The sequence below is a fragment of the Pedobacter sp. JY14-1 genome (assembly GCF_029269825.1).
In the GTDB taxonomy this organism is placed as follows: Bacteria; Bacteroidota; Bacteroidia; order Sphingobacteriales; family Sphingobacteriaceae; genus Pedobacter.
On record NZ_JARJHU010000003.1, the window covers coordinates 794,688 to 814,155 of the forward strand.

The window sequence follows — 19,468 nt, forward strand, 5'->3', positions numbered from 1 at the left end:
AGTAATAGTACACAGGATTTTTAATACTTAATTATCACCTATAGATGGGTTTATTCAATTGGTTCACACAGGAAGTTGCCATAGATTTAGGTACGGCCAACACCCTGATCATACATAATGACAAAGTAGTAGTAGATGAACCTTCCATTGTTGCTTTTGACAGGCAGACCAACAAGATCATAGCGATAGGGCGCCAGGCGATGCAGATGGAAGGCAAGACCCACGATAATATACGTACGGTAAGGCCTCTGAAAGATGGTGTGATCGCCGACTTTAATGCTGCCGAGGCGATGATCAAAGGAATGATCAGGATGCTGAACGGCGGTAAGGGCTGGATGTTCCCCTCCCTGCGTATGGTGATCTGTATCCCCTCAGGCATTACCGAGGTGGAAAAACGTGCAGTGCGTGACTCTGCGGAGATTGCCGGTGCAAAGGAAGTGTACCTGATCCATGAGCCTATGGCTGCTGCTGTAGGTATCGGTATCGACGTGGAGGAACCTATGGGCAATATGATCATCGATATCGGTGGGGGTACTACTGAGATCGCAGTGATCGCGCTTTCGGGTATTGTCTGTGATCAGTCAATACGTGTAGCGGGCGATAACTTTGATTCAGACATCGTGAACTATATACGCCGCCAGCATAATATCATGATCGGTGACCGTACTGCCGAAAAGATCAAGATCGAGGTAGGTGCTGCGTTACCTGAGCTTCAGGATCCGCCTGCCGACTTTGCCGTACAGGGGCGTGACCTGATGACCGGTGTGCCCAAGCAGATTACCGTATCTTATACCGAGATTGCACACTGTCTGGATAAATCCATTTCCAAGATTGAGGAAGCGATCCTGAAAGCGCTGGAAATTACTCCTCCTGAACTTTCGGCCGATATCTACCAGACCGGTATTTACCTGACCGGCGGCGGAGCCCTGCTACGTGGACTGGACAAGCGCGTGGCTGCCAAGACTAAGCTGCCCGTGCATGTTGCGGAGGACCCGTTGCGTGCAGTGGTCCGTGGTACGGGGATTGCACTGAAGAACATCGGTGGCTTTAAGTTCTTAATGCAATAACGGAATGAAGCCCAATGCGTAACCTTTGGATTTTCGTCAGCAGATATAACGCATTTTTCTTCTTTGTCATCTTCTTCATTACAGGTATCGTCCTAACGGTAAAGAACAACGCTTACCAGCGTAGTGTGACCGTTAATTCTACAAATAAGGTGGTAGGCGATGTATACAATAACCTGAATATCCTGAAGAAATATATGAATCTGGGTATGGTGAACGACAGCCTTTCCGCAGAAAATGCACGGCTGAAAACCGAGATTCTCGCGCTGCGCAGTGTGGACACCGCAAGGGATGTTACCATAAAGGATACTATGGGTACGCCTCAGTATACTTACCTGGCAGCACGGGTGATCAAGAACTCAATTACGTTGCGTAACAATGTGATCACGATCAATAAGGGCAGCCTTGACGACATCAAGCCCGGTATGTCTGTGATTTCTCCGGGTAAGGGTGTGGTAGGATATATACGCGATGTATCCGAACACCTGGCTACGATACAATCCTTGCTGCACCAGAAGACCTATGTAAGTGTAAGCATCAAGAAAAACCATGCGGTAGGCTCGCTGATCTGGGGTGAACGCAATCTTGACTACCGCAAGGCCTACATTAAAGAAATTCCCAATCATTTTAAAGTGAAACTGGGAGATACGGTAGTGACCTCTATCTACTCTAAGTTCCCTTCGGGAATACCTGTTGGCACTGTAAGTAATACGGGTATTGCTACCGGTGGTAATTTCATGACGATTGAAATCAACTTGATCAATGATTTCAGTACTTTGCAATACGTTTATGTGATCAAAAACAAATATGCCGCGGAACAGCAGGCACTAGAAGCTAAAAATTCAGATGAACAGTAAACTGATATTGGTCAATATAACGCGCTGGGTAATCCTGCTGTTGATACAGATCCTGCTGCTCAGGAACCTGAGTTTTTACAACATGGCCACCCCGTTTACTTATATCCTTTTTCTGCTGCTGCTGCCTTTTGGCATTCCCAATATCGTATTGTACCTTGTCGCTTTTTTTACCGGACTTACCCTGGATGCATTTTATGATACGCTGGGCGTGCATACGACAGCTTGTATAACGCTGGTCTTCGTGCGCATCTTGTTTATTTCTGTAACGGTGAGCCGGGATGGCTTTGACGAACCTGAGCCTACGCTGGGAAATATGGGGTTTAAGTGGTTTCTTCTTTACGCACTGTTTTGTACTTTCTCTCATCATCTTGTATTGTTTCTTTTAGAGACCTTCCGTCTTACAGAGCTATCCTATACCTTGCTCAGATGCCTGATGAGTGGCATGTTCACCTTGTTTACCGTTGTTCTGGTCGAATTCATTTTTTATAACAGAAAGGCCCGCTGATGGAAACAAATAGTCTGTTTAACAGGAAATATGTGGTACAGGGGCTATTTATCGTCATTGGATTGATCCTGCTGGGCACCTTGTTTTATATACAGGTATACAGTGACAAATATTTTCTTTCAGCCAAGAGTAATGTGCTGAGAAAGATCTATACTTTCCCGGCGCGCGGAGTGATCCTGGACCGGCACGAAAAAGTACTGGTACAGAACGAGCCAGTCTATGACCTGATGGCTATTCCAAATGATGTCAAACCTTTTGATACGATTGAACTGTGCAGGATCATTGACGTGGATACGGCCCGTTTCGGTAAAAACCTTCGAAAGGCAAGGCGTTTGTCCAGGTATCAGCCCGGGATTATCGAAAAGCAGCTTTCGGTCGAGATCTACCAGGCCCTTTCTGAGCAACTTTCTCGTTTTCCCGGCTTCTTTGTACAGAGCAGAACGATAAGGCAATATCCGGACAGTATAGGCAGTCATTTCGTAGGCTACATTAAGGAAGTTACCCAGAAAGAGATCGATCGTTCTGAAGGTTACTACCGGTCGGGCGACTATATCGGAAAATCCGGAGTAGAGCGTGCCTATGAAACGGTATTGAGGGGCGAACGGGGAGTCGTCAATATGCTTTATGATGTGCATAATGTTCCTCAGGGCAGTTATGCCGAAGGTAAATTCGATACAGCCGCTGTATCTGGAGAACAACTGATCTCCTCACTTGACGCCGGCCTGCAGAAAATGGGCGAAGAACTCATGCGGAATAAGATAGGGAGTATCGTAGCGATAGAGCCTGCTACCGGTGAGATCCTGGCTTTCGTAAGCAGCCCCTCCTATGATCCTAACCTGATGGTGGGCAGACAACAGGGCAACAATTATATGGAGCTGCTGAAAAATCCGAACCGTGTGTTCAACATCCGCCCTATACAGGGTTATTATTCTCCGGGTTCGGCATTTAAGCCGCTTGATGCTCTTATCGGTTTGCAGGAAGGGGTAATTGATGAAAATACGACTTTCAATTGCCCGGGTTATTTCAAGGTTGGTAACCACATTACAAAATGTGAACATGTGGATGGTAATATTGCCTTGCGCAGAGGCCTGGCCAGGTCCTGTAATACTTATGCGTGTTATGTGTTCCAGAAACTCCTGACCCAGCGCAAATACAAAAATCAGAAAATTGCCTATGATGACTGGCGGAATAAGGTGAAGCTGTGGGGCCTGGGCGATACCCTGGGTGTTGATCTGCCCAGTGAAAGGATGGGAAGGCTTTATGATGCGGCTTACTATTCAAAAAAGTACAGTAAATACTGGGGGTATGGTACGGTGATCTCGCTTGCGATCGGGCAGGGCGAAATGGATGCTACCCCATTGCAGATGGCCAATATTATGGCGGTGATTGCCAACCGGGGTTATTATATTAAACCGCACCTGATCAAGGCCATCGGTCAGAAACATGTTATCCGGAAGGAATATGTGAGGAAGAACTATGTGGGCGTGGACGCCCGGCATTTTAACCCGGTCATAGATGGAATGCAGGAGGCGGTAAATTCACCCTGGGGAACTGCGATACAATCGAGAATACCGGACATCCTGATGTGCGGAAAGACGGGTACGGTGCAAAACTCAAGGGGAAAGAACCACTCCGTATTTATCGGCTTTGCACCGCGTGACAATCCGAAGATCGCTTTGGCGGTCATCGTGGAGAATGCAGGTTATGGCAGTGCCTATGCTGCCCCGATTGCCAGCTATATGGCTGAAAAATACCTGAAAGACAGTATTGGCGGCTACAGGAAGGCACAAGTCGAATGGATGAAGAAACAGGTGGTGCTACCGCCACCACCCAAGGCTAAGGGAAAGCCTTTGATCAAACCGGCAGACAGTACAGTATTGAAAACGGAACAGGCTTTGCCAGCGCTGAACAGCCCGGTAAAGCCTGAACAGCAACCCAAGATTACGAGCAGAAATGAACACTCAGCACAATAACAGGTTCTTCTTCAAAGTAGACTGGATTACAATACTGGTCTATGTGTTGCTTTGCACAGTAGGTTTCGTAAATATCTATGCTTCCGTGCCCTCTAACAGTGAACAGGGGGCCTTGTTTGATTTTGGCGCTAATTACGGTAAGCAGCTTATCTTTATTGTCACCGGTCTTATTCTGGGTTTTTCAATATTGCTGCTGGATGCGAAGTTCTTCAGTATATTTTCCCCGGTCGTTTATGGCATTACCCTGGTGTTGCTGGTACTGGTGTTGGTGATTGGCAGGAATGTAGGTGGTAACCAGGCCTGGATTGCCATTGGTAGTTTCAGGTTACAGCCTTCGGAGCTTGCAAAAGTAGGTACAGCCCTGTTGCTGGCCCGGTATGTGAGTACCTTTAATCCCAAATTCAGGGATTCCCGTTCTATATTGACGGCTGCGCTGATCGTGGGTATACCCCTGTTCCTGATCCTGAGGCAACCGGACGCGGGATCTGCCCTGGTGTTCCTTTCTTTTATGTTTCCGATGTATCGTGAGGGACTTTCCGGTTATTTTCTGCTTACGTTCCTGGGTATGATCGTGCTGTTTGTCGCGGATTTCCTCGTGCCTTCCAATGTACTTATTCCGGTGATTCTGATGATCGGCGGATTTTTTGTCTACAGCAACCGCAGAAAACAAAAGATCATGTTCTCGGCCATTATTACGACGATTGTAGCCATCGCTTACCTGTTTATGGTAAAGTTTGCCTATAATAATATCCTGAAGCAACACCACCGCAGCCGGATAGAGATTATCCTGGGCCTGAAGACCGATCCCAAGGGGGTAGGCTATAATGTCATCCAATCCAAGATTGCCATTGGCTCCGGGCAACTGACCGGGAGGGGATTTTTGCAGGGGACACAGACAAAATACGGCTATGTGCCTGAACAGAGTACCGATTTTATCTTTTCTACAATTGGCGAGGAGTGGGGGTTTGTGGGCTGCTTTGTGGTGATCGGGCTGTTTATCTTTTTGCTGTTACGACTGATCAATATGGCAGAACGGCAGCGTTCGAGTTTTTCAAGGGTATACGGATATTCCGTAGCCTGTATCCTCTTCTTTCACGTCTTCATTAACATCGGCATGGCTATAGGAATTGTACCGGTAATTGGTATTCCCTTACCGTTTATCAGCTATGGTGGTTCTTCGCTATGGAGCTTTACGGTGCTGTTGTTTATCTTTCTGAAGCTGGATTCTAACCGTATGGGATTTATTTAAGGGTAGGGCTAGCCATTGGGGAAACGACGGGCAAGCAATTCATAGAACTGTTCGACAGTTCCTTGTTTGGCAGCCCAGTTGTTCTTCTCTGCATAGTTGTTTTTCAGAAAGGCATCAGCAGTTTTCAGGTCGGGCATTTTGTTGATCAGATCTATAGCCTCTGAATAAGCCAGATTATAACCGTTAAAAAGATCCTTGATGTACAACAGTTTTTCATTGAGGGTGATCGCAGCTTTGAGATCACTGACCGGGGGCTTGGCCTGACTTTCTTCACCATGTCTTTGTGCAGGTGCAGCAGGTGAGACACTGTGATTGCCGGCCCTTGTGGCCAGCAGATCGTTTAATGTTGGTTTATAGGCCGGATCTGATGTTGCAGGTGCAGGATCAGGTACGATTTTACGTGCTATCTTGTCTTCACTGAACAGAGGTGACGGAGTAGTTGAATCGGAATCGGAAACGGCTGGGGCTGGGTGTACGATCTTCTCGGCAATGAAATCGGTGACCAGGGAGGGGGCGGGATTGATTTCCCGGTTGCGTTCCTGTAATTCCAGGGTATGCTGCTTTTCGGCAATGATACGCTGTTCTTCGTCGCTCAGCTGGCGATCGAATATCTGCGTAACCGGTTTCTCTTCAAAGTCAAACCTGCCGGAAGCCGGTTCGCTAAAATCAAACTCAAAACCAGGCCTGGCTTCGGCTTGTTCTTCATTATCCGCTTCCTCATCCGTGACTTTCTCTTCGCCGGCCTCCTGAACGTATTCAACCAGGTCGGCTGGCTTCTCGAAGAAAGAATAGTCTTTGGGCTCTGGCAGATCATCCACCACTGGTGCATTGGTTACCGGCGGTTCAACAGATTGCTGGGACGCTTCTTCCTGGCGGGCATCTTTTGCAGGTTCTGACAGGTGTTTTACCGGCTTTGCTATGTTCAGTCGCCTGATGATGTCGATATGATCGGAAAGGAAACTTGCATTGGCAAGAAAAAGCTCCAGCTCCAGTTCGTTGAGCTGTTCTGGGTTTCTGGCAAGAAAATCGTATTGCTCGGTCAGTTCGTTGAGTATGTTTCCTATCTTTCTGAAAATATCGGCCTGGTTCATCATGTGTTTAATTGATTAGAAGGTTACAATGTTGGTAACTTGACCATCAAAAATAGTGCAAAATTCTGATATTAGTGGCCGATCAGGTACACAAACCTTATGTTATTCAGCGAACAGAACTTCAGAAGAGGAGAATTTTGCGGTAGTATTGAAGTTATTTGCGGCTCCATGTTTTCAGGCAAAACCGAAGAACTCCTCCGGAGGCTTCGGCGGGCGCAGATCGCCAGATTAAATGTGGAGATATTCAAGCCAAGTACGGATACCCGCTATGATCTGAATGCAGTGGTCTCTCATGACCTCAATTCCATACAATCTACACCGGTAGCCAATTCGTCTGCCATATTGTTGCTGGGAACAAAAACCCAGGTGGTCGGTATTGATGAAGCGCAATTTTTTGACGATGAGTTGCCGGATGTTTGCAACAGGCTTGCCCAGAAAGGGATCAGGGTAATCGTTGCGGGTCTGGATATGGATTTTTCAGGGAAGCCCTTCGGGCCTGTTCCTGCGCTGATGGCCATTGCTGAACATGTAACCAAGGTAAATGCGGTGTGTGTACGTTGCGGTGCCCCAGCTATGTATTCTTACCGTACTGTCGCCAGTGAGGCGAGAGTATTGCTTGGGGAAAAGGATAGTTACGAGCCTAGATGCAGACGTTGCTTTCATATGATCTGACATCATAGATGACTTGCTTAGCGCATAGGGCAGTTTTTGCAGCGCTTGCCCCTCAGGTACTTCTCACAACATTCTTTCTTCTTTTTCTCTTTCTTTTCCTGTTTGGATTTCTTTTTGTCTTTCTTCGACATGTGCCAATTTTAGAAACCGGAAAGTAAAAGTAAACAAAAAGGTACATACTGTTTCAGCATGTACCTCAATTCTTTATTAACCTGACTGTGCTTATGGCTCGCTGTCATATTTGATTTGTCCGACATGCTTGTCGATCTGCCATCTTCCGGTTCCTTCTTCTCCGATCACGTCGAATAGTTCGAGGGCGCGGCGTGCTTTGTATTCCTCTTCACGTTGCTCCTTAAAGAACCAGTTCAGGAATTCCAGGGTAACATAATCCTGTTCTTTGTGGCAACGGGCAGCTATGTTTTTGATGGACTGGGTTACACTTACTTCCTGGTCTAGAGCCTCTTCAAATACTTCACGGAAAGAATTATACTCGATCTTAATGTTGGTGATTTCCGGAGAAATGGCCGTGCCACCCATATCCAGGACGTATTTGTAGAACTTCAGCTGATGCATACGTTCTTCCTCCGCCTGTTTGAAGAAATATTCAGATGAAAAGTCGTAACCATTGCGGTTGCACCAGGAAGCCATAGACAGGTAAATTGCCGATGAGTGTGCTTCCTTTTTTATTTGCTGGTTGATAAGCGCCTCCACATCTGATGAGATGAGGCACTTCGCGCGAATGATATCTTTCATGTTATTGTCTTTTCTTTAGCTTATCCTGATTGGTATTACTGTATCAAAAGTAATGCTATAAATATGCGTGAAAGAAAATAAAAACAATATGGAAAGATTCTAATTCTAAGTTAATCAGGCTACTATCCTGTACAACCTGTCGCAGATAATGTGGTTGAGCTCCAGCATAACGAAGGTTCCCTGCAGCAGTTCCTTTAATGCAATGACCTGTAGAAGGGACAATACATAGCAGTGGTCGGAGGCACAGATGAAAAGGATCTCGACGTCCGGCGACTTATCGTTGCTGAGGAGTTTCTGTTCGATATCTACCTGGTAAACCGCCTTTTTCAGTTTCAGCAGGTTGCGGTAATCAAAACGGGCGAGTTTACCGGCAAAGTCCACGTACCAGCAACGCTCGCTGTCGCTCTGAAAGATGGCGCCGGAAGCAGTACTGAACACTTCAGAGAAATCGAAAGTTGGTAGTAGAGATACTTCTTGCATTTTCCGCTTTGAATATTATGGATGCAAATATTGTATTTATTTAGAATTAATCCAAATCGGAGAAAAAATATTCTTTGATTATGATTCTTCTGAAATTAAGTTGACCACAAATGGACTCGTTTTGCGTGTTTACGTCGCGGGTTGGACCGGGTTGAACAAAAAAACTTATAAGCTGTTATTCGTTTTGTACCAAAAAAAAGACGATATTCTCAAAAGAAAACAGCGCGCCATGGAAAAGGCCAAAGAAGACTATAACGAGCAGTTTCAGCAGATATTTGAAAATTCGATGATCGGCATGGGTTTGGTAGACCTGAGGGGGGACTGGAAGCGGGCCAACCGTAGTTTGTGTCACATACTCGGCTATACAGAAGAAGAATTAATCCGGTTGAATGTAAAGGACATTACGCATCCTGATGATCTGGGAAATACGCTGCGTTTACTGAACCGCCTGAGCAAGGGAGAGATAGAAGACATTAAATACGAAAAGCGGTATAAGCATAAGAACGGATATTATATCTGGGTGATCATTGCGGCAACGATGCTTTATGACCGGGAAGGCAGACCGTTGCACTATGTTTCGCAGATAGAGGATATTACCAAGCGGAAGGAAATAGAAGACGATCTGGTGCTGAGCGAGAAAAAATACAGGACGATCTTTGAGAATGTACAGGATGTGTTTTACCAGACTAACAAGGATGGGGTCGTCACGGATATAAGCCCTTCGATCGAGCAGCACTCTGGGTATTCCCGACTGGAGATCATTGGCCGGACGGTAGACAATTTCTATTATTATGTGCAGGACAGGGAGCGGATTGTAGAAGAATTGCGGCAACACGGCTCGGTGGTGGATTTCGAAGTAAGGCTGAAAACAAAGAATGACGAACTGCGCTATGCTTCAGTAAATGCGCGGTTGATTATGGAAGATGGTGTGGTAACGGGTACCGAGGGCAGCATGCGTGATGTGACTACCCGGAAGTTCCATGAGAATGCACTACAGGCATTGAATAACGAGCTTACGGCTTCAAATGAACAAAAAAACAAGTTGTTTTCGATTATTGGTCATGATCTTAGAAACCCGATTTCGGGAAGTCTCCAATTGCTGGATCTGACGCTGAATGACCTGGAATCGAGTTCTGCGGACGAAGTGCACATGTACCTTTCAAGGATGAAGCAGGAATTGTCCAATGCCAATAACCTGTTGGAAGACTTGCTGACCTGGGCGAGATCGCAGTTTAATGCAGTGAGTTTTAATCCGGTCGATATTGACGATGTGAGCGAGGTAATCCACAAAAGCATACAGACTGCAATGGTAATGGCGGAGAAGAAAGGGATACGGGTTTCTGAACGTGTGCCGGAAGGGGTACGGATATACGGAGACAGAGCGATGCTGGAAACCGTGATCAGGAATCTGGTGACGAATGCGGTGAAGTTTACCGGTCAGGGAGGGGAGATTGAGATCAGGGCGGAACTGGGTGAGAAAGGAACGTTATTTATGGTACAGGATAACGGGAGGGGGATCCCTGCGGATAAGATTCCGGAGCTTTTTAGTAAAAATGCCAGTTACACGACGTTTGGCACGGCGGGAGAGAAGGGGACTGGTTTGGGCCTGAGCCTTTGCAATGATTTTGTGCTGAAGCATGGGGGAGAACTTTGGGTAGAAAGCAAAGAAGGTGAAGGTACTACCTTTTACTTTATGATACCGGAATTGCTGAAGCCTTAGACGCGTTACTTCGTTAATGGCCCCTTGATTTGTCGCTTATGCCCCGGGGTAATTTTTGGAATGATAATGATCTTTGTGTTGTAAGTAAAAAATGTAAATTTAACTAAGCAAACAAAAAGCTAACTTAAACCAACAGACATGAAAATTTTAAAAACTATTCTTTTAATTGTTCTGGGTATTATTGTAATCGCCCTGATAGCGGCTATCTTTATCAAAAAGGATTATGCAGTGGAAAGGCAGACGACGATTAACAAGCCCAGGCAGGAAGTGTTTGAATATGTGAAACACATTAAGAACCAGGATAATTACAGCGTATGGAACCAGCTTGACCCGAATATGCAGAAGGCCTATACCGGTGTGGATGGTACGGTTGGCTTTACCTATGCCTGGGACAGTGAGAAAAAGGAGGCGGGTAAGGGCGAACAGACGATCGCAGCTATTAAGGATGGCGAGCGGATTGACATGAAACTGCATTTTATAAAGCCTTTTGAAGCGAATGATAGCGCTTACATGGTTACCGAAGATACCGGGAATGGACAGACGCTGGTCAAGTGGGGGTTTTACGGTCGTATGGATTATCCGATGAACCTGATGCTGGTGATGATGAATATGGACGAAATGCTGGGTAAGGATCTGCAAAGCGGACTCAACAACCTGAAAACCATATTGGAAAAATAAAATTATTCTGATTGTGGTTTTGTAAATTAAAAACATTAGTTCTATATTTGCAGTCCTAAAAAAATAGAACAAAAAAGGGCTTTGCCCTAACTATAAAATATTTTAACAATAAAAAATGGCAAATCACAAGTCTTCAATAAAGAGAATCAGGGCAAACGCAGCAAAGCGCCTGCGCAACAGGTATCAGGCTAAAACTACACGTACTTTCATTAAGAGACTGCGTGCAGCAGAGGATAAAAAAACTGGTCTTGAGCTGTTGCCTAAGGTAGTATCTATGCTTGACCGTTTGGCTAAAAAGAACGTGATTCACAAAAATAAGGCAGCGAACAACAAATCTAAGCTGACTAAATTTGTAAATGGCCTGAAATAAGCATAAGTTATCCCATAACTCGTACTGCGGGGTATGCATTCAATTGCATACCCCGTTTTTTTATTCGTAATTTTAATTTGTTAATGGGATGGAACAACTATGTCCGCAAAAACTGGGTATTAAACTATGGGCAGAGGCTGACAGGCCCCGCGAAAAATTAATAACGCTGGGTAGAAGACTGCTTACCGATGCGGAGCTGATTGCGATATTGATTGGTACAGGCAACACTAAGGAGACGGCAGTTGACCTGAGCAAGCGTATACTGGCCAGCTACAGAAATGACCTGGATGCGCTGGGTAAGCTTTCGGTAAAAGAGCTGTCTAAATTTAAAGGTGTCGGTGAGGCGAAGGCAATTGCCATTATTGCCGCGCTGGAACTGGGGAGGCGCAGGGGCGAAACCAAATCTGCCGGGCGGGCGAGAATCTGCGGTTCAAGGGATGCATTCGCTTTGCTGAAGCCGGTATTTGCTGATCTGAACCATGAGGAATTCTGGATACTGATGCTGAACCGCGCAAACCTGGTAACAGGGAAATGCCTGATCAGCAAAGGCGGGCAGTCGGGTACAGTGGCCGATCCTAAGATCATCTTCAAGCTGGCGCTGGAGCACAATGCTGCAAATATGATCTTGGCACACAATCATCCATCCGGTAATCTGCAGCCGAGTAATGCGGATATCGGCATTACACGGAAAATGGTGGAAGCGGGGAAAATGATGGACCTGTTCGTGCTCGACCATCTGATCGTGACAGACCAGGGTTATTATAGTTTTGCAGATGAAGGACTGATCTGATATGGTGTTCCCGGTAAAATTTCAATTGTTCGGACAATCTTTCCATTGGCATTTCATTCTGGAGACGCTGGCTTTTTTTGCAGGGGTCAGGCTTTACTTTTATCTGAGAAAAGGGATCGCTGATCCTGTTTCTGATGAGGACAGGCTGTGGATCATGCTTGGGGCCATGGTCGGTGCACTGATCGGTTCGAGGCTCTTTGCTGTTCTGGAGGCGCCCGCTGAGCTGGGGCAGTTGAGCTGGGCAGTTGTTTATCAGAGTAAAACGATAGCAGGTGGTTTGCTGGGCGGGCTGCTTGGAGTAGAGCTGATCAAAAAGCTGATCGGTGTTCATGTGGCTTCAGGAGATGTTTATGTGTTTCCCATTCTGCTTGCGCTGTTTGTCGGGCGAATCGGGTGTTTCCTGATGGGGACCGATGAGCCTGTATATGGTGTGGAAACCAGTTGGCCGTGGGGAATGGACCTGGGCGACGGATTGATCAGGCACCCCGTAGCGCTGTATGAGATGGCTTATGTAGCGCTTATGGCTTTGTTTTTTTATCTTATCCGCGAGCGTGCGCTTGCACCTGGTGAGCGATTCAAGGCTTTCATGATACTCTATTTTTTCTGGAGGTTCATGGTGGAGTTCATAAAGCCTTACCAGCCGCTTTTTTTTGGTCTGAGCAGTATACATTGGTCGGCATTGCTTATCTTCCTTTATTATTACCGGTTCCTTTGCAGATGGACCCGTAAGCTGCTTCCCCTATGAAGACAAGAGACTATATCTATTATGACTACACCAAAAGCCTTTGTCCAGAGTGTCTGAGGTTGTGTGACGCGAAGATCGTTTTTCAGGATACGAAGGTTTTTATGCTGAAGAATTGCCGAGAACACGGGCAAAGCCGTGTGATGATCGCCGACGATGTAGAGTACTACAAACAGATCAGGAATTTTAACAAGCAGTCGGAAATGCCGTTAAAGTTCAATACAAAGGTGCATTACGGATGCCCTTACGATTGCGGCCTTTGTACCGATCATGAGCAGCACTCCTGCCTGACCATTGTAGAGGTGACGGACCGTTGTAACCTGAGTTGCCCTACGTGTTATGCCACGTCTTCACCGCATTACGGACGGCACCGGACACTGGAGGAGATTGAGAAAATGCTGGATGTAGTGGTCATGAATGAAGGTGAACCGGATGTGGTACAGTTGTCTGGCGGTGAGCCTACGATACACCCAGATTTTTTTGCGATTCTTGACCTGGCGAAGTCAAAGCCTATAAAACATCTGATGGTGAATACCAACGGGATACGTATTGCCAGGGATAGAGGCTTTGCCGAGCGGCTTGCCGGATACATGCCGGATTTTGAGATTTACCTTCAGTTTGACAGTCTTGACGGCGGGGTACTGGAAAGGCTGAGGGGCGAAGATCTGAGTGAAGTGCGGAAAAAGGCAATTGAGCACCTGAACACTTTCAACATATCGACCACGCTGGTGATGACCTTGCAAAAGGGGCTCAATGATCATGAGATCGGTGATGTGCTGGAATATGCCCTGCAACAGCCCTGTGTTCGCGGGGTTACCTTTCAGCCGACACAGGTTGCTGGTCGTAACGACAACTATGATGACCTTTCCGGCCGGATCACGCTTACCGAGGTGAGGCGGAAGATCACGGAGCAGTATCCGTTGTTTACCCCCGCGGACCTGATACCTGTGCCTTGTAATCCTGACGCCTTGTGTATGGCTTACGCACTCAAACTGAACGGGGAGGTTGCGCCGATGACGCGGCTGGTTAACCCGGATGATTTACTAAACAATTCCAAAAACACGATTGTGTTTGAACACGACGAGCGGCTGAAACAGCATATGCTTAACCTGTTCAGTACAGGGGTTTCGGTGGATTGTGCAGAAGGCATGCTTGGTGAACTGATGTGCTGCCTGCCAAGGGTGCAGGGCGGCGACCTTAATTACAGTAATCTTTTCAGGATCATTATCATGAATTTCATGGACCCGCTCGATTTTGATGTAAGGGCAGTGAAGAAATCGTGTGTGCATATTGTCAGTGACAAGCTGAAGATTATTCCTTTTGAGACGATGAATATTTTTTACCGGGACGGGAAGATTGACCGTCTCAGGGAAACCATTAATATAAACTGATATGGGTTTTTTGCTGATTGCTTATTGGATCGGGATGCTGGTACTGTTGCTGGTCGGGCTGATAAAGCTGATTGCAGCAGCAGTGCAGCAAAAGCCTTACAAGCCGGGACTGAAAATCTTACTGGTGGGTATTGTCCTGCTGGTAATAGGGGCCGGAGCCTGTGCAGCCATGATCGGTGGCCTAAGTATAGGATAAGACTTTTCTGCTTTCGCCATTAAATAATATCTTTGCGTTTTTTACGGAACTTAAAAAATGAAGATATCTTATAACTGGCTTAAGCAGTTTATCGAAACGGATAAAACCCCGCAGGAGCTTTCCCTGATTCTGACCAATATCGGTTTGGAAGTGGAAAGTCTCGATAAGGTACAGGCGGTGGCTGGTGGTCTGGAAGGGCTGGTGACCGGCCAGGTACTGACTTGTGTGCAGCATCCGAATGCTGACCGGTTACGTGTGACCACGGTAGACGTCGGCGGGCCTGAAGTGCTGCAGGTGGTATGCGGAGCGCCTAATGTGGCTGCGGGTCAGAAGGTAATCGTGGCGACTGTTGGTACGACAGTTCATCCAACCGACGGTGAGCCTTTTAAGATCAGCAAGTCTAAGATCCGGGGTGAAGTTTCCGAGGGTATGATCTGCGCGGAAGATGAGATTGGTCTGGGTGCGTCGCATGACGGCATCATGGTGCTGCCTGCGGATACGGCGGCGGGTATTCCGGCAAAGGCTTATTTTAAACTTGAGGATGATTATGTTTATGAAATTGGTCTGACTCCGAACCGGGCCGATGCGGCTTCGCACCTGGGGGTGGCAAGAGACCTGGCGGCTTATTTCCGTAAGCAGGTGCAAATGCCTGACCTTTCTGATTTTAATGCAGGGGCTGACGGGCTGGCTCTGGGAGTTTCGGTTGAGGATACCCTTGCCTGCCCTAGATACAGCAGCCTGACGATTAGTGGGGTAGAAGTGAAAGCTTCGCCGGACTGGTTGCAGGACAAGTTGAAGGTAATTGGCATCAGGCCGATCAACAATGTGGTGGATGTGACCAATTATGTATTGCATGATCTGGGACAACCGCTGCATGCCTTTGATGCCGACCAGATCAGCGGGGGAAAAATAATCGTGAAAAAGTGTGAGGAGGGAACTCCTTTTATAACACTGGACGGAGTGGAACGCAAACTGTCCGGGGATGACCTGATGATTTGTGACGCAGAGGGTCCGGTATGCATTGCAGGTGTTTTTGGTGGTAAACGTTCGGGGGTAACTGAATCTACGGTAAATGTCTTCCTGGAAAGTGCTTATTTTAATGCGGTATCTGTACGAAAGACAGCCAAGCGGCACGGATTGAAAACGGATGCTTCCTTCCGTTTTGAACGGGGTACGGATCCGGATATGACGGTGACGGCGCTGAAACGCGCAGCATTGCTGATCGTAGTACTTGGTGGTGGAAAGGTTACTTCTGAAGTCTCTGACATTTACCCGATACCGGTGAAGCCATTTGAGGTGGAGGTAAGTTATGCATATATTAATAAGCTGATCGGGGCGGAGATTCCGGATGCAGAAATAAAATCGATCGTTACTGCTTTAGGTATTGCGGTGAAATCTGAAGCTGAGGGTACGCTTCAGCTGGAGGTGCCCCCGTATAAGGTGGATGTGACCAGAGCGTGCGATATTACCGAAGAAGTACTGCGCATCTATGGTTACGATAATATTGCGATACCAAGTAAGGTCAATGCTTCCCTGTCTTACAGTCAGAAGCCTGACCGTGAGCAAACGCAACATGCGGTAGCTGACCTGCTGACGGCAAATGGTTTTATGGAGATCTGGTGCAACTCTTTGACGAAAGGTGCTTATTCGAAGCATCCGGAGGAAGCAGTTCAGATACTAAACCCGCTGAGTTCTGATCTGAATGTGATGCGTCAGAGTTTATTGATGCCTGCGCTGGAAAGTGTTGCTTATAACCAAAACAGGAAGACAGCGGATATTAAATTTTATGAGTTCGGTAAGACTTATCACCTGATAGGGGGACAATATATAGAGCGTCCGCGTTTGCTGCTGGTATTGTCCGGATCGGTACTACCGGAACAATGGAACCATAAGGCTGCCCCCGCGAGTTTTTATAACCTGAAGGCTGCGGTAGATGCGGTTCTGGGCAGACTCGGCGTAACGGGTTATCAATCCGCTGAGATTGGTGATGCGGATTTCGCTTACGGATTGAAGTATTTCAGGGGTGAAAAGACGATCGTGACCTTTGGTGCAGTGACAGGGGCTGACCGGAAAAAGACTGGCGTGGATAGGGAAGTATTTTATGCAGACTTTGACTGGGCGGGGCTGCTGGACATGGTAAGGAAGAACAGGATCGTGAACCGGGATGTTTCTAAGTATCCTGCGGTGAGGCGTGATCTGTCGATGTTGGTAGATACTGCTGTAAATTTTGACCAGTTGAAGGCGATTGCGTATAAGTCGGAGAAGAAGCTGATCCGGAACGTACAGGTGTTTGATGTATACGCCGGTGACAAGCTTCCGGCGGGTAAGAAATCTTATGCATTGAATTTTACTTTACAGGACGAGGAGCAGACCCTGACGGACAAGCAGATCGATGCGGTGATGCAAAAGATTATCACTAACTTAGTACAGAACGCGGGAGCTGAGATCAGGAAATAGGAGTCAGGTTACGTTAAACAGAAAAGATAATGTCAATAGTTGCAGATCAGTTAAATTCAGTATTGCTGAAAACGGCCCGTTTGATCGAGTTGTGCAATGCATTGCAGGAAGAGAATGATCTGCTAAAGCTTGAAAACCAGTCTGTAAAGAACTCGTTAAAAGACTTCAGTTCCAAAAACGCGGAACTGGAAGAAAAGATGCGGGTATTGAAGCTGGCGAAAAGTATTGAGGGTACTAGTGAAAAGACTCTTGATATAAAGCAAAAAATTAACGATTTTGTGCGTGAAATTGATAAGTGTGTAACATTGCTTAAAAAATAAGCAGTGCAGGAGTAGTGAAACAAAGCTAAAGTAATGGGAGAAATCTCGATAAAAATAACCATCGCCGATCGTGTTTATCCCTTAAAGGTAAACATGGAGGAGGAGGAGATTGTAAGAAGGGCTGCTAAAATGATTAATGAGCGCATAAAAGACTATCAGGAAAATTATGCGGTCAGGGACAAACAGGACCTGCTTTCAATGTCTGTACTGCATTATGCGACGGCAGCGCTCAGGGTGGAGAACAAGGTTCAGCACCAGGATATCGCTGTAGCGGGCAAGGTGGAGGAACTGGATAATTTATTGAATGGTTTTTTCTCTAAATAAAAGGAAGTTCTTTATATTTAGTTTGAATTGCAAAGATATTAGCCGCAGCTAGATTTTTGGGTTTCACTTTTTAAAACTTAACACTTCAATATTTATAGGATTGAGAAAGTGTATTTCATTTGCGAACGCACCTGAAAATGACTTAAATCCTAATTATAATTAGTTGAGGTTTTTAAAACATGAGACCCATTAAATTTAGTTGCGGTTTTTTTTTAATTTTTTTAAAGCCATGCCCCAGGCATCGTATAGGGGGATTTAAGACAAAATGGAAATATTAGGAATAATTGGTTATGTATTGGTTGGCCTGGTGATCGGCGTCGTTGTTGGCCGGTACCTGCTGCGTAGCCTGCTGAAAAGCCAGGAGGTAGCGGCGCAGAACAAAGCAAAGAAAATACTGAAGGATGCAGAGACTAATGCGGAGATACTGAAGAAGGACCGTTTGCTGGAAGCTAAGGAGAAGTTCCTGCAGCTGAAATCGGAGCATGAAAAAGAAGTAAACAACAAGAATAACCAGATCAGTCAGCGAGAGAACTCTTTGAAACAGAAGGAGCAGTCCCTGAACCAGAAACTCGAAAATGCAAACCGTAAGGAGCAGGATCTGGACAACCAGCGGAAGAACCTGGAGAAGCAGACAGATATTGCACTGAAGAAGCAGGAGGAGGTTGAGGTGCTGAAGAATCAGCATGTGAAACAACTGGAAACCATTGCAGGAATCAGTGCAGAGGAAGCCAGGGCACAGCTTGTAGAGAATATGAAGCAGGAGGCGAGGACACAGGCGATGATCCAGGTAAAGGATATTGTGGATGAGGCTAAGCTGACTGCTGCTAAGGAAGCGAAAAAGGTAGTGATCCAGACCATACAGCGTACCGCGGTTGAGGCTGCCATTGAGAATACAGTTTCTATATTCCATATTGAAAGTGATGAAATTAAGGGACGTGTGATCGGTCGTGAGGGACGTAACATACGCGCGCTGGAAGCGGCTACAGGTATTGAGATCATTGTAGATGATACCCCTGAGGCGATCATCTTATCTGGCTTTGATCCAGTGAGAAGGGAAATTGCACGTCTGGCATTGCACCGTTTGGTAACCGACGGAAGAATACACCCTGCAAGGATTGAGGAGGTTGTTGCCAAAACAAAGAAGCAGATCGAAGATGAGATCGTGGAAATAGGTGAGCGTACGGTAATTGATCTGGGTATTCATGGGTTGCATCCGGAATTGATCAGGATGGTTGGTCGTATGCGTTACCGTTCTTCTTACGGACAGAACTTATTGCAGCACTCGCGTGAGGTCGCGAATTTCTGTGCAACGATGGCGGCTGAACTGGGCCTGAATGCAAAGATGGCAAAGCGTGCCGGTCTCTTGCACGATATTGGTAAGGTGCCTGATGACAATCCGGAACTGCCACATGCCATATTGGGTATGCAGCTTGCCGAGAAATATAAGGAGCATCCGGATGTATGCAATGCCATTGGCGCCCACCACGATGAAATTGAGATGACGGCACTGATTTCACCGATCATACAGGCTTGTGATGCGATATCCGGTGCGCGTCCCGGTGCAAGGCGCGAGGTTGTGGAAAGCTACATTAAGCGTTTGAAGGAACTGGAAGAACTGGCGTTGTCTTACCCTGGGGTTGAAAAGACTTTTGCGATACAGGCGGGCCGCGAGCTGAGGGTAGTAGTTGAGAGTGAGCGCGTGACTGACCAGCAGGCGGAGTTACTGGCTGCGGACATCTCTAACCGTATTCAAACCGAGATGACGTACCCGGGGCAGATTAAGGTGACAGTGATCAGGGAAACCAGGTCGGTAGCATTTGCTAAATAACCTAAGCC

The 19,468-nt window shown here is 46.7% G+C and carries 20 protein-coding genes; 17 read left to right on the top strand and 3 right to left on the bottom strand.

The features are described from left to right. Positions 1–44: 44 nt before the first annotated feature. The 5 genes from P2W84_RS09685 to rodA are packed head-to-tail and all read left to right on the top strand — an operon-like array spanning position 45 to position 5,648. Entirely contained in the window at positions 45–1,067 is a 1,023-nt protein-coding gene (locus P2W84_RS09685) for a rod shape-determining protein (RefSeq protein ID WP_048907325.1), read from the top strand. A 14-nt stretch (positions 1,068–1,081) separates the two neighbouring features. After that, positions 1,082–1,921: a rod shape-determining protein MreC gene (gene mreC / locus P2W84_RS09690; RefSeq protein ID WP_276089915.1), complete on the top strand. Its 840-nt coding sequence runs from the start codon at positions 1,082–1,084 to the stop codon at positions 1,919–1,921. Next, positions 1,911–2,426, top strand: a complete 516-nt coding sequence (locus P2W84_RS09695) for a rod shape-determining protein MreD (protein WP_276089916.1) — start codon at positions 1,911–1,913, stop codon at positions 2,424–2,426. The genes mreC and P2W84_RS09695 overlap by 11 nt, the downstream gene beginning before the upstream one ends. After that, positions 2,426–4,399 (top strand): penicillin-binding protein 2, encoded by a 1,974-nt coding sequence (gene mrdA / locus P2W84_RS09700; protein WP_276089917.1) that lies wholly within the window; start codon positions 2,426–2,428, stop codon positions 4,397–4,399. The genes P2W84_RS09695 and mrdA overlap by 1 nt, the downstream gene beginning before the upstream one ends. Next, the gene (gene rodA, locus P2W84_RS09705; protein WP_276089918.1) at positions 4,380–5,648 is read left to right on the top strand and encodes a rod shape-determining protein RodA; all 1,269 of its coding nucleotides are present in this window, start codon (positions 4,380–4,382) and stop codon (positions 5,646–5,648) included. The genes mrdA and rodA overlap by 20 nt, the downstream gene beginning before the upstream one ends. A gap of 8 nt (positions 5,649–5,656) precedes the next feature. Here rodA and P2W84_RS09710 read toward each other — a convergent pair whose 3' ends face one another. Then, the gene (locus tag P2W84_RS09710; protein ID WP_276089919.1) at positions 5,657–6,742 is read right to left on the bottom strand and encodes a hypothetical protein; all 1,086 of its coding nucleotides are present in this window, start codon (positions 6,740–6,742) and stop codon (positions 5,657–5,659) included. A gap of 96 nt (positions 6,743–6,838) precedes the next feature. Between P2W84_RS09710 and P2W84_RS09715 the strand changes: the two genes are divergently transcribed. Then, a complete protein-coding gene (locus tag P2W84_RS09715) occupies positions 6,839–7,411 on the top strand; it encodes a thymidine kinase (protein ID WP_276089920.1) in 573 nt (190 codons plus the stop codon). Positions 7,412–7,633: 222 nt separating this feature from the next. Here P2W84_RS09715 and P2W84_RS09720 read toward each other — a convergent pair whose 3' ends face one another. Continuing rightward, complete coding sequence (locus P2W84_RS09720) at positions 7,634–8,164, bottom strand: ferritin (RefSeq protein ID WP_276089921.1); 531 nt, start codon at positions 8,162–8,164, stop codon at positions 7,634–7,636. 114 nt (positions 8,165–8,278) lie between these two features. Beyond that, the gene (locus tag P2W84_RS09725; RefSeq protein WP_276089922.1) at positions 8,279–8,644 is read right to left on the bottom strand and encodes a hypothetical protein; all 366 of its coding nucleotides are present in this window, start codon (positions 8,642–8,644) and stop codon (positions 8,279–8,281) included. 229 nt (positions 8,645–8,873) lie between these two features. Here P2W84_RS09725 and P2W84_RS09730 point away from each other — a divergent pair, with 229 nt between their 5' ends. The 11 genes from P2W84_RS09730 to rny all read left to right on the top strand — a co-directional run bounded on the left by P2W84_RS09730 (position 8,874) and on the right by rny (position 19,460). Beyond that, complete coding sequence (locus P2W84_RS09730; RefSeq protein WP_276089923.1) at positions 8,874–10,364, top strand: PAS domain S-box protein; 1,491 nt, start codon at positions 8,874–8,876, stop codon at positions 10,362–10,364. A 138-nt stretch (positions 10,365–10,502) separates the two neighbouring features. Further along, positions 10,503–11,042 (top strand): SRPBCC family protein, encoded by a 540-nt coding sequence (locus P2W84_RS09735; protein WP_276089924.1) that lies wholly within the window; start codon positions 10,503–10,505, stop codon positions 11,040–11,042. 115 nt (positions 11,043–11,157) lie between these two features. After that, positions 11,158–11,412: a 30S ribosomal protein S20 gene (gene rpsT, locus P2W84_RS09740; protein ID WP_256004177.1), complete on the top strand. Its 255-nt coding sequence runs from the start codon at positions 11,158–11,160 to the stop codon at positions 11,410–11,412. A gap of 88 nt (positions 11,413–11,500) precedes the next feature. Beyond that, entirely contained in the window at positions 11,501–12,202 is a 702-nt protein-coding gene (gene radC, locus P2W84_RS09745; RefSeq protein ID WP_276089925.1) for a DNA repair protein RadC, read from the top strand. 1 nt (position 12,203) lies between these two features. Beyond that, on the top strand, positions 12,204–12,947 hold the full coding sequence (locus P2W84_RS09750) for a prolipoprotein diacylglyceryl transferase family protein (protein ID WP_276089926.1): 744 nt from the start codon (positions 12,204–12,206) through the stop codon (positions 12,945–12,947). Further along, on the top strand, positions 12,944–14,335 hold the full coding sequence (locus P2W84_RS09755) for a radical SAM protein (protein WP_276089927.1): 1,392 nt from the start codon (positions 12,944–12,946) through the stop codon (positions 14,333–14,335). Before P2W84_RS09750 ends, P2W84_RS09755 begins: the two co-directional genes overlap by 4 nt. Position 14,336: 1 nt before the next feature. Beyond that, a complete protein-coding gene (locus P2W84_RS09760; protein WP_276089928.1) occupies positions 14,337–14,531 on the top strand; it encodes a hypothetical protein in 195 nt (64 codons plus the stop codon). Positions 14,532–14,588: 57 nt separating this feature from the next. Continuing rightward, entirely contained in the window at positions 14,589–16,988 is a 2,400-nt protein-coding gene (gene pheT / locus P2W84_RS09765; protein WP_276089929.1) for a phenylalanine--tRNA ligase subunit beta, read from the top strand. 29 nt (positions 16,989–17,017) lie between these two features. Beyond that, on the top strand, positions 17,018–17,308 hold the full coding sequence (locus tag P2W84_RS09770) for a hypothetical protein (protein WP_276089930.1): 291 nt from the start codon (positions 17,018–17,020) through the stop codon (positions 17,306–17,308). 33 nt (positions 17,309–17,341) lie between these two features. Beyond that, positions 17,342–17,632: a cell division protein ZapA gene (locus P2W84_RS09775; protein WP_276089931.1), complete on the top strand. Its 291-nt coding sequence runs from the start codon at positions 17,342–17,344 to the stop codon at positions 17,630–17,632. A 265-nt stretch (positions 17,633–17,897) separates the two neighbouring features. After that, positions 17,898–19,460, top strand: coding sequence for a ribonuclease Y (gene rny / locus P2W84_RS09780; protein WP_276089932.1), 1,563 nt, complete (start codon positions 17,898–17,900; stop codon positions 19,458–19,460). Positions 19,461–19,468 lie beyond the last annotated feature (8 nt).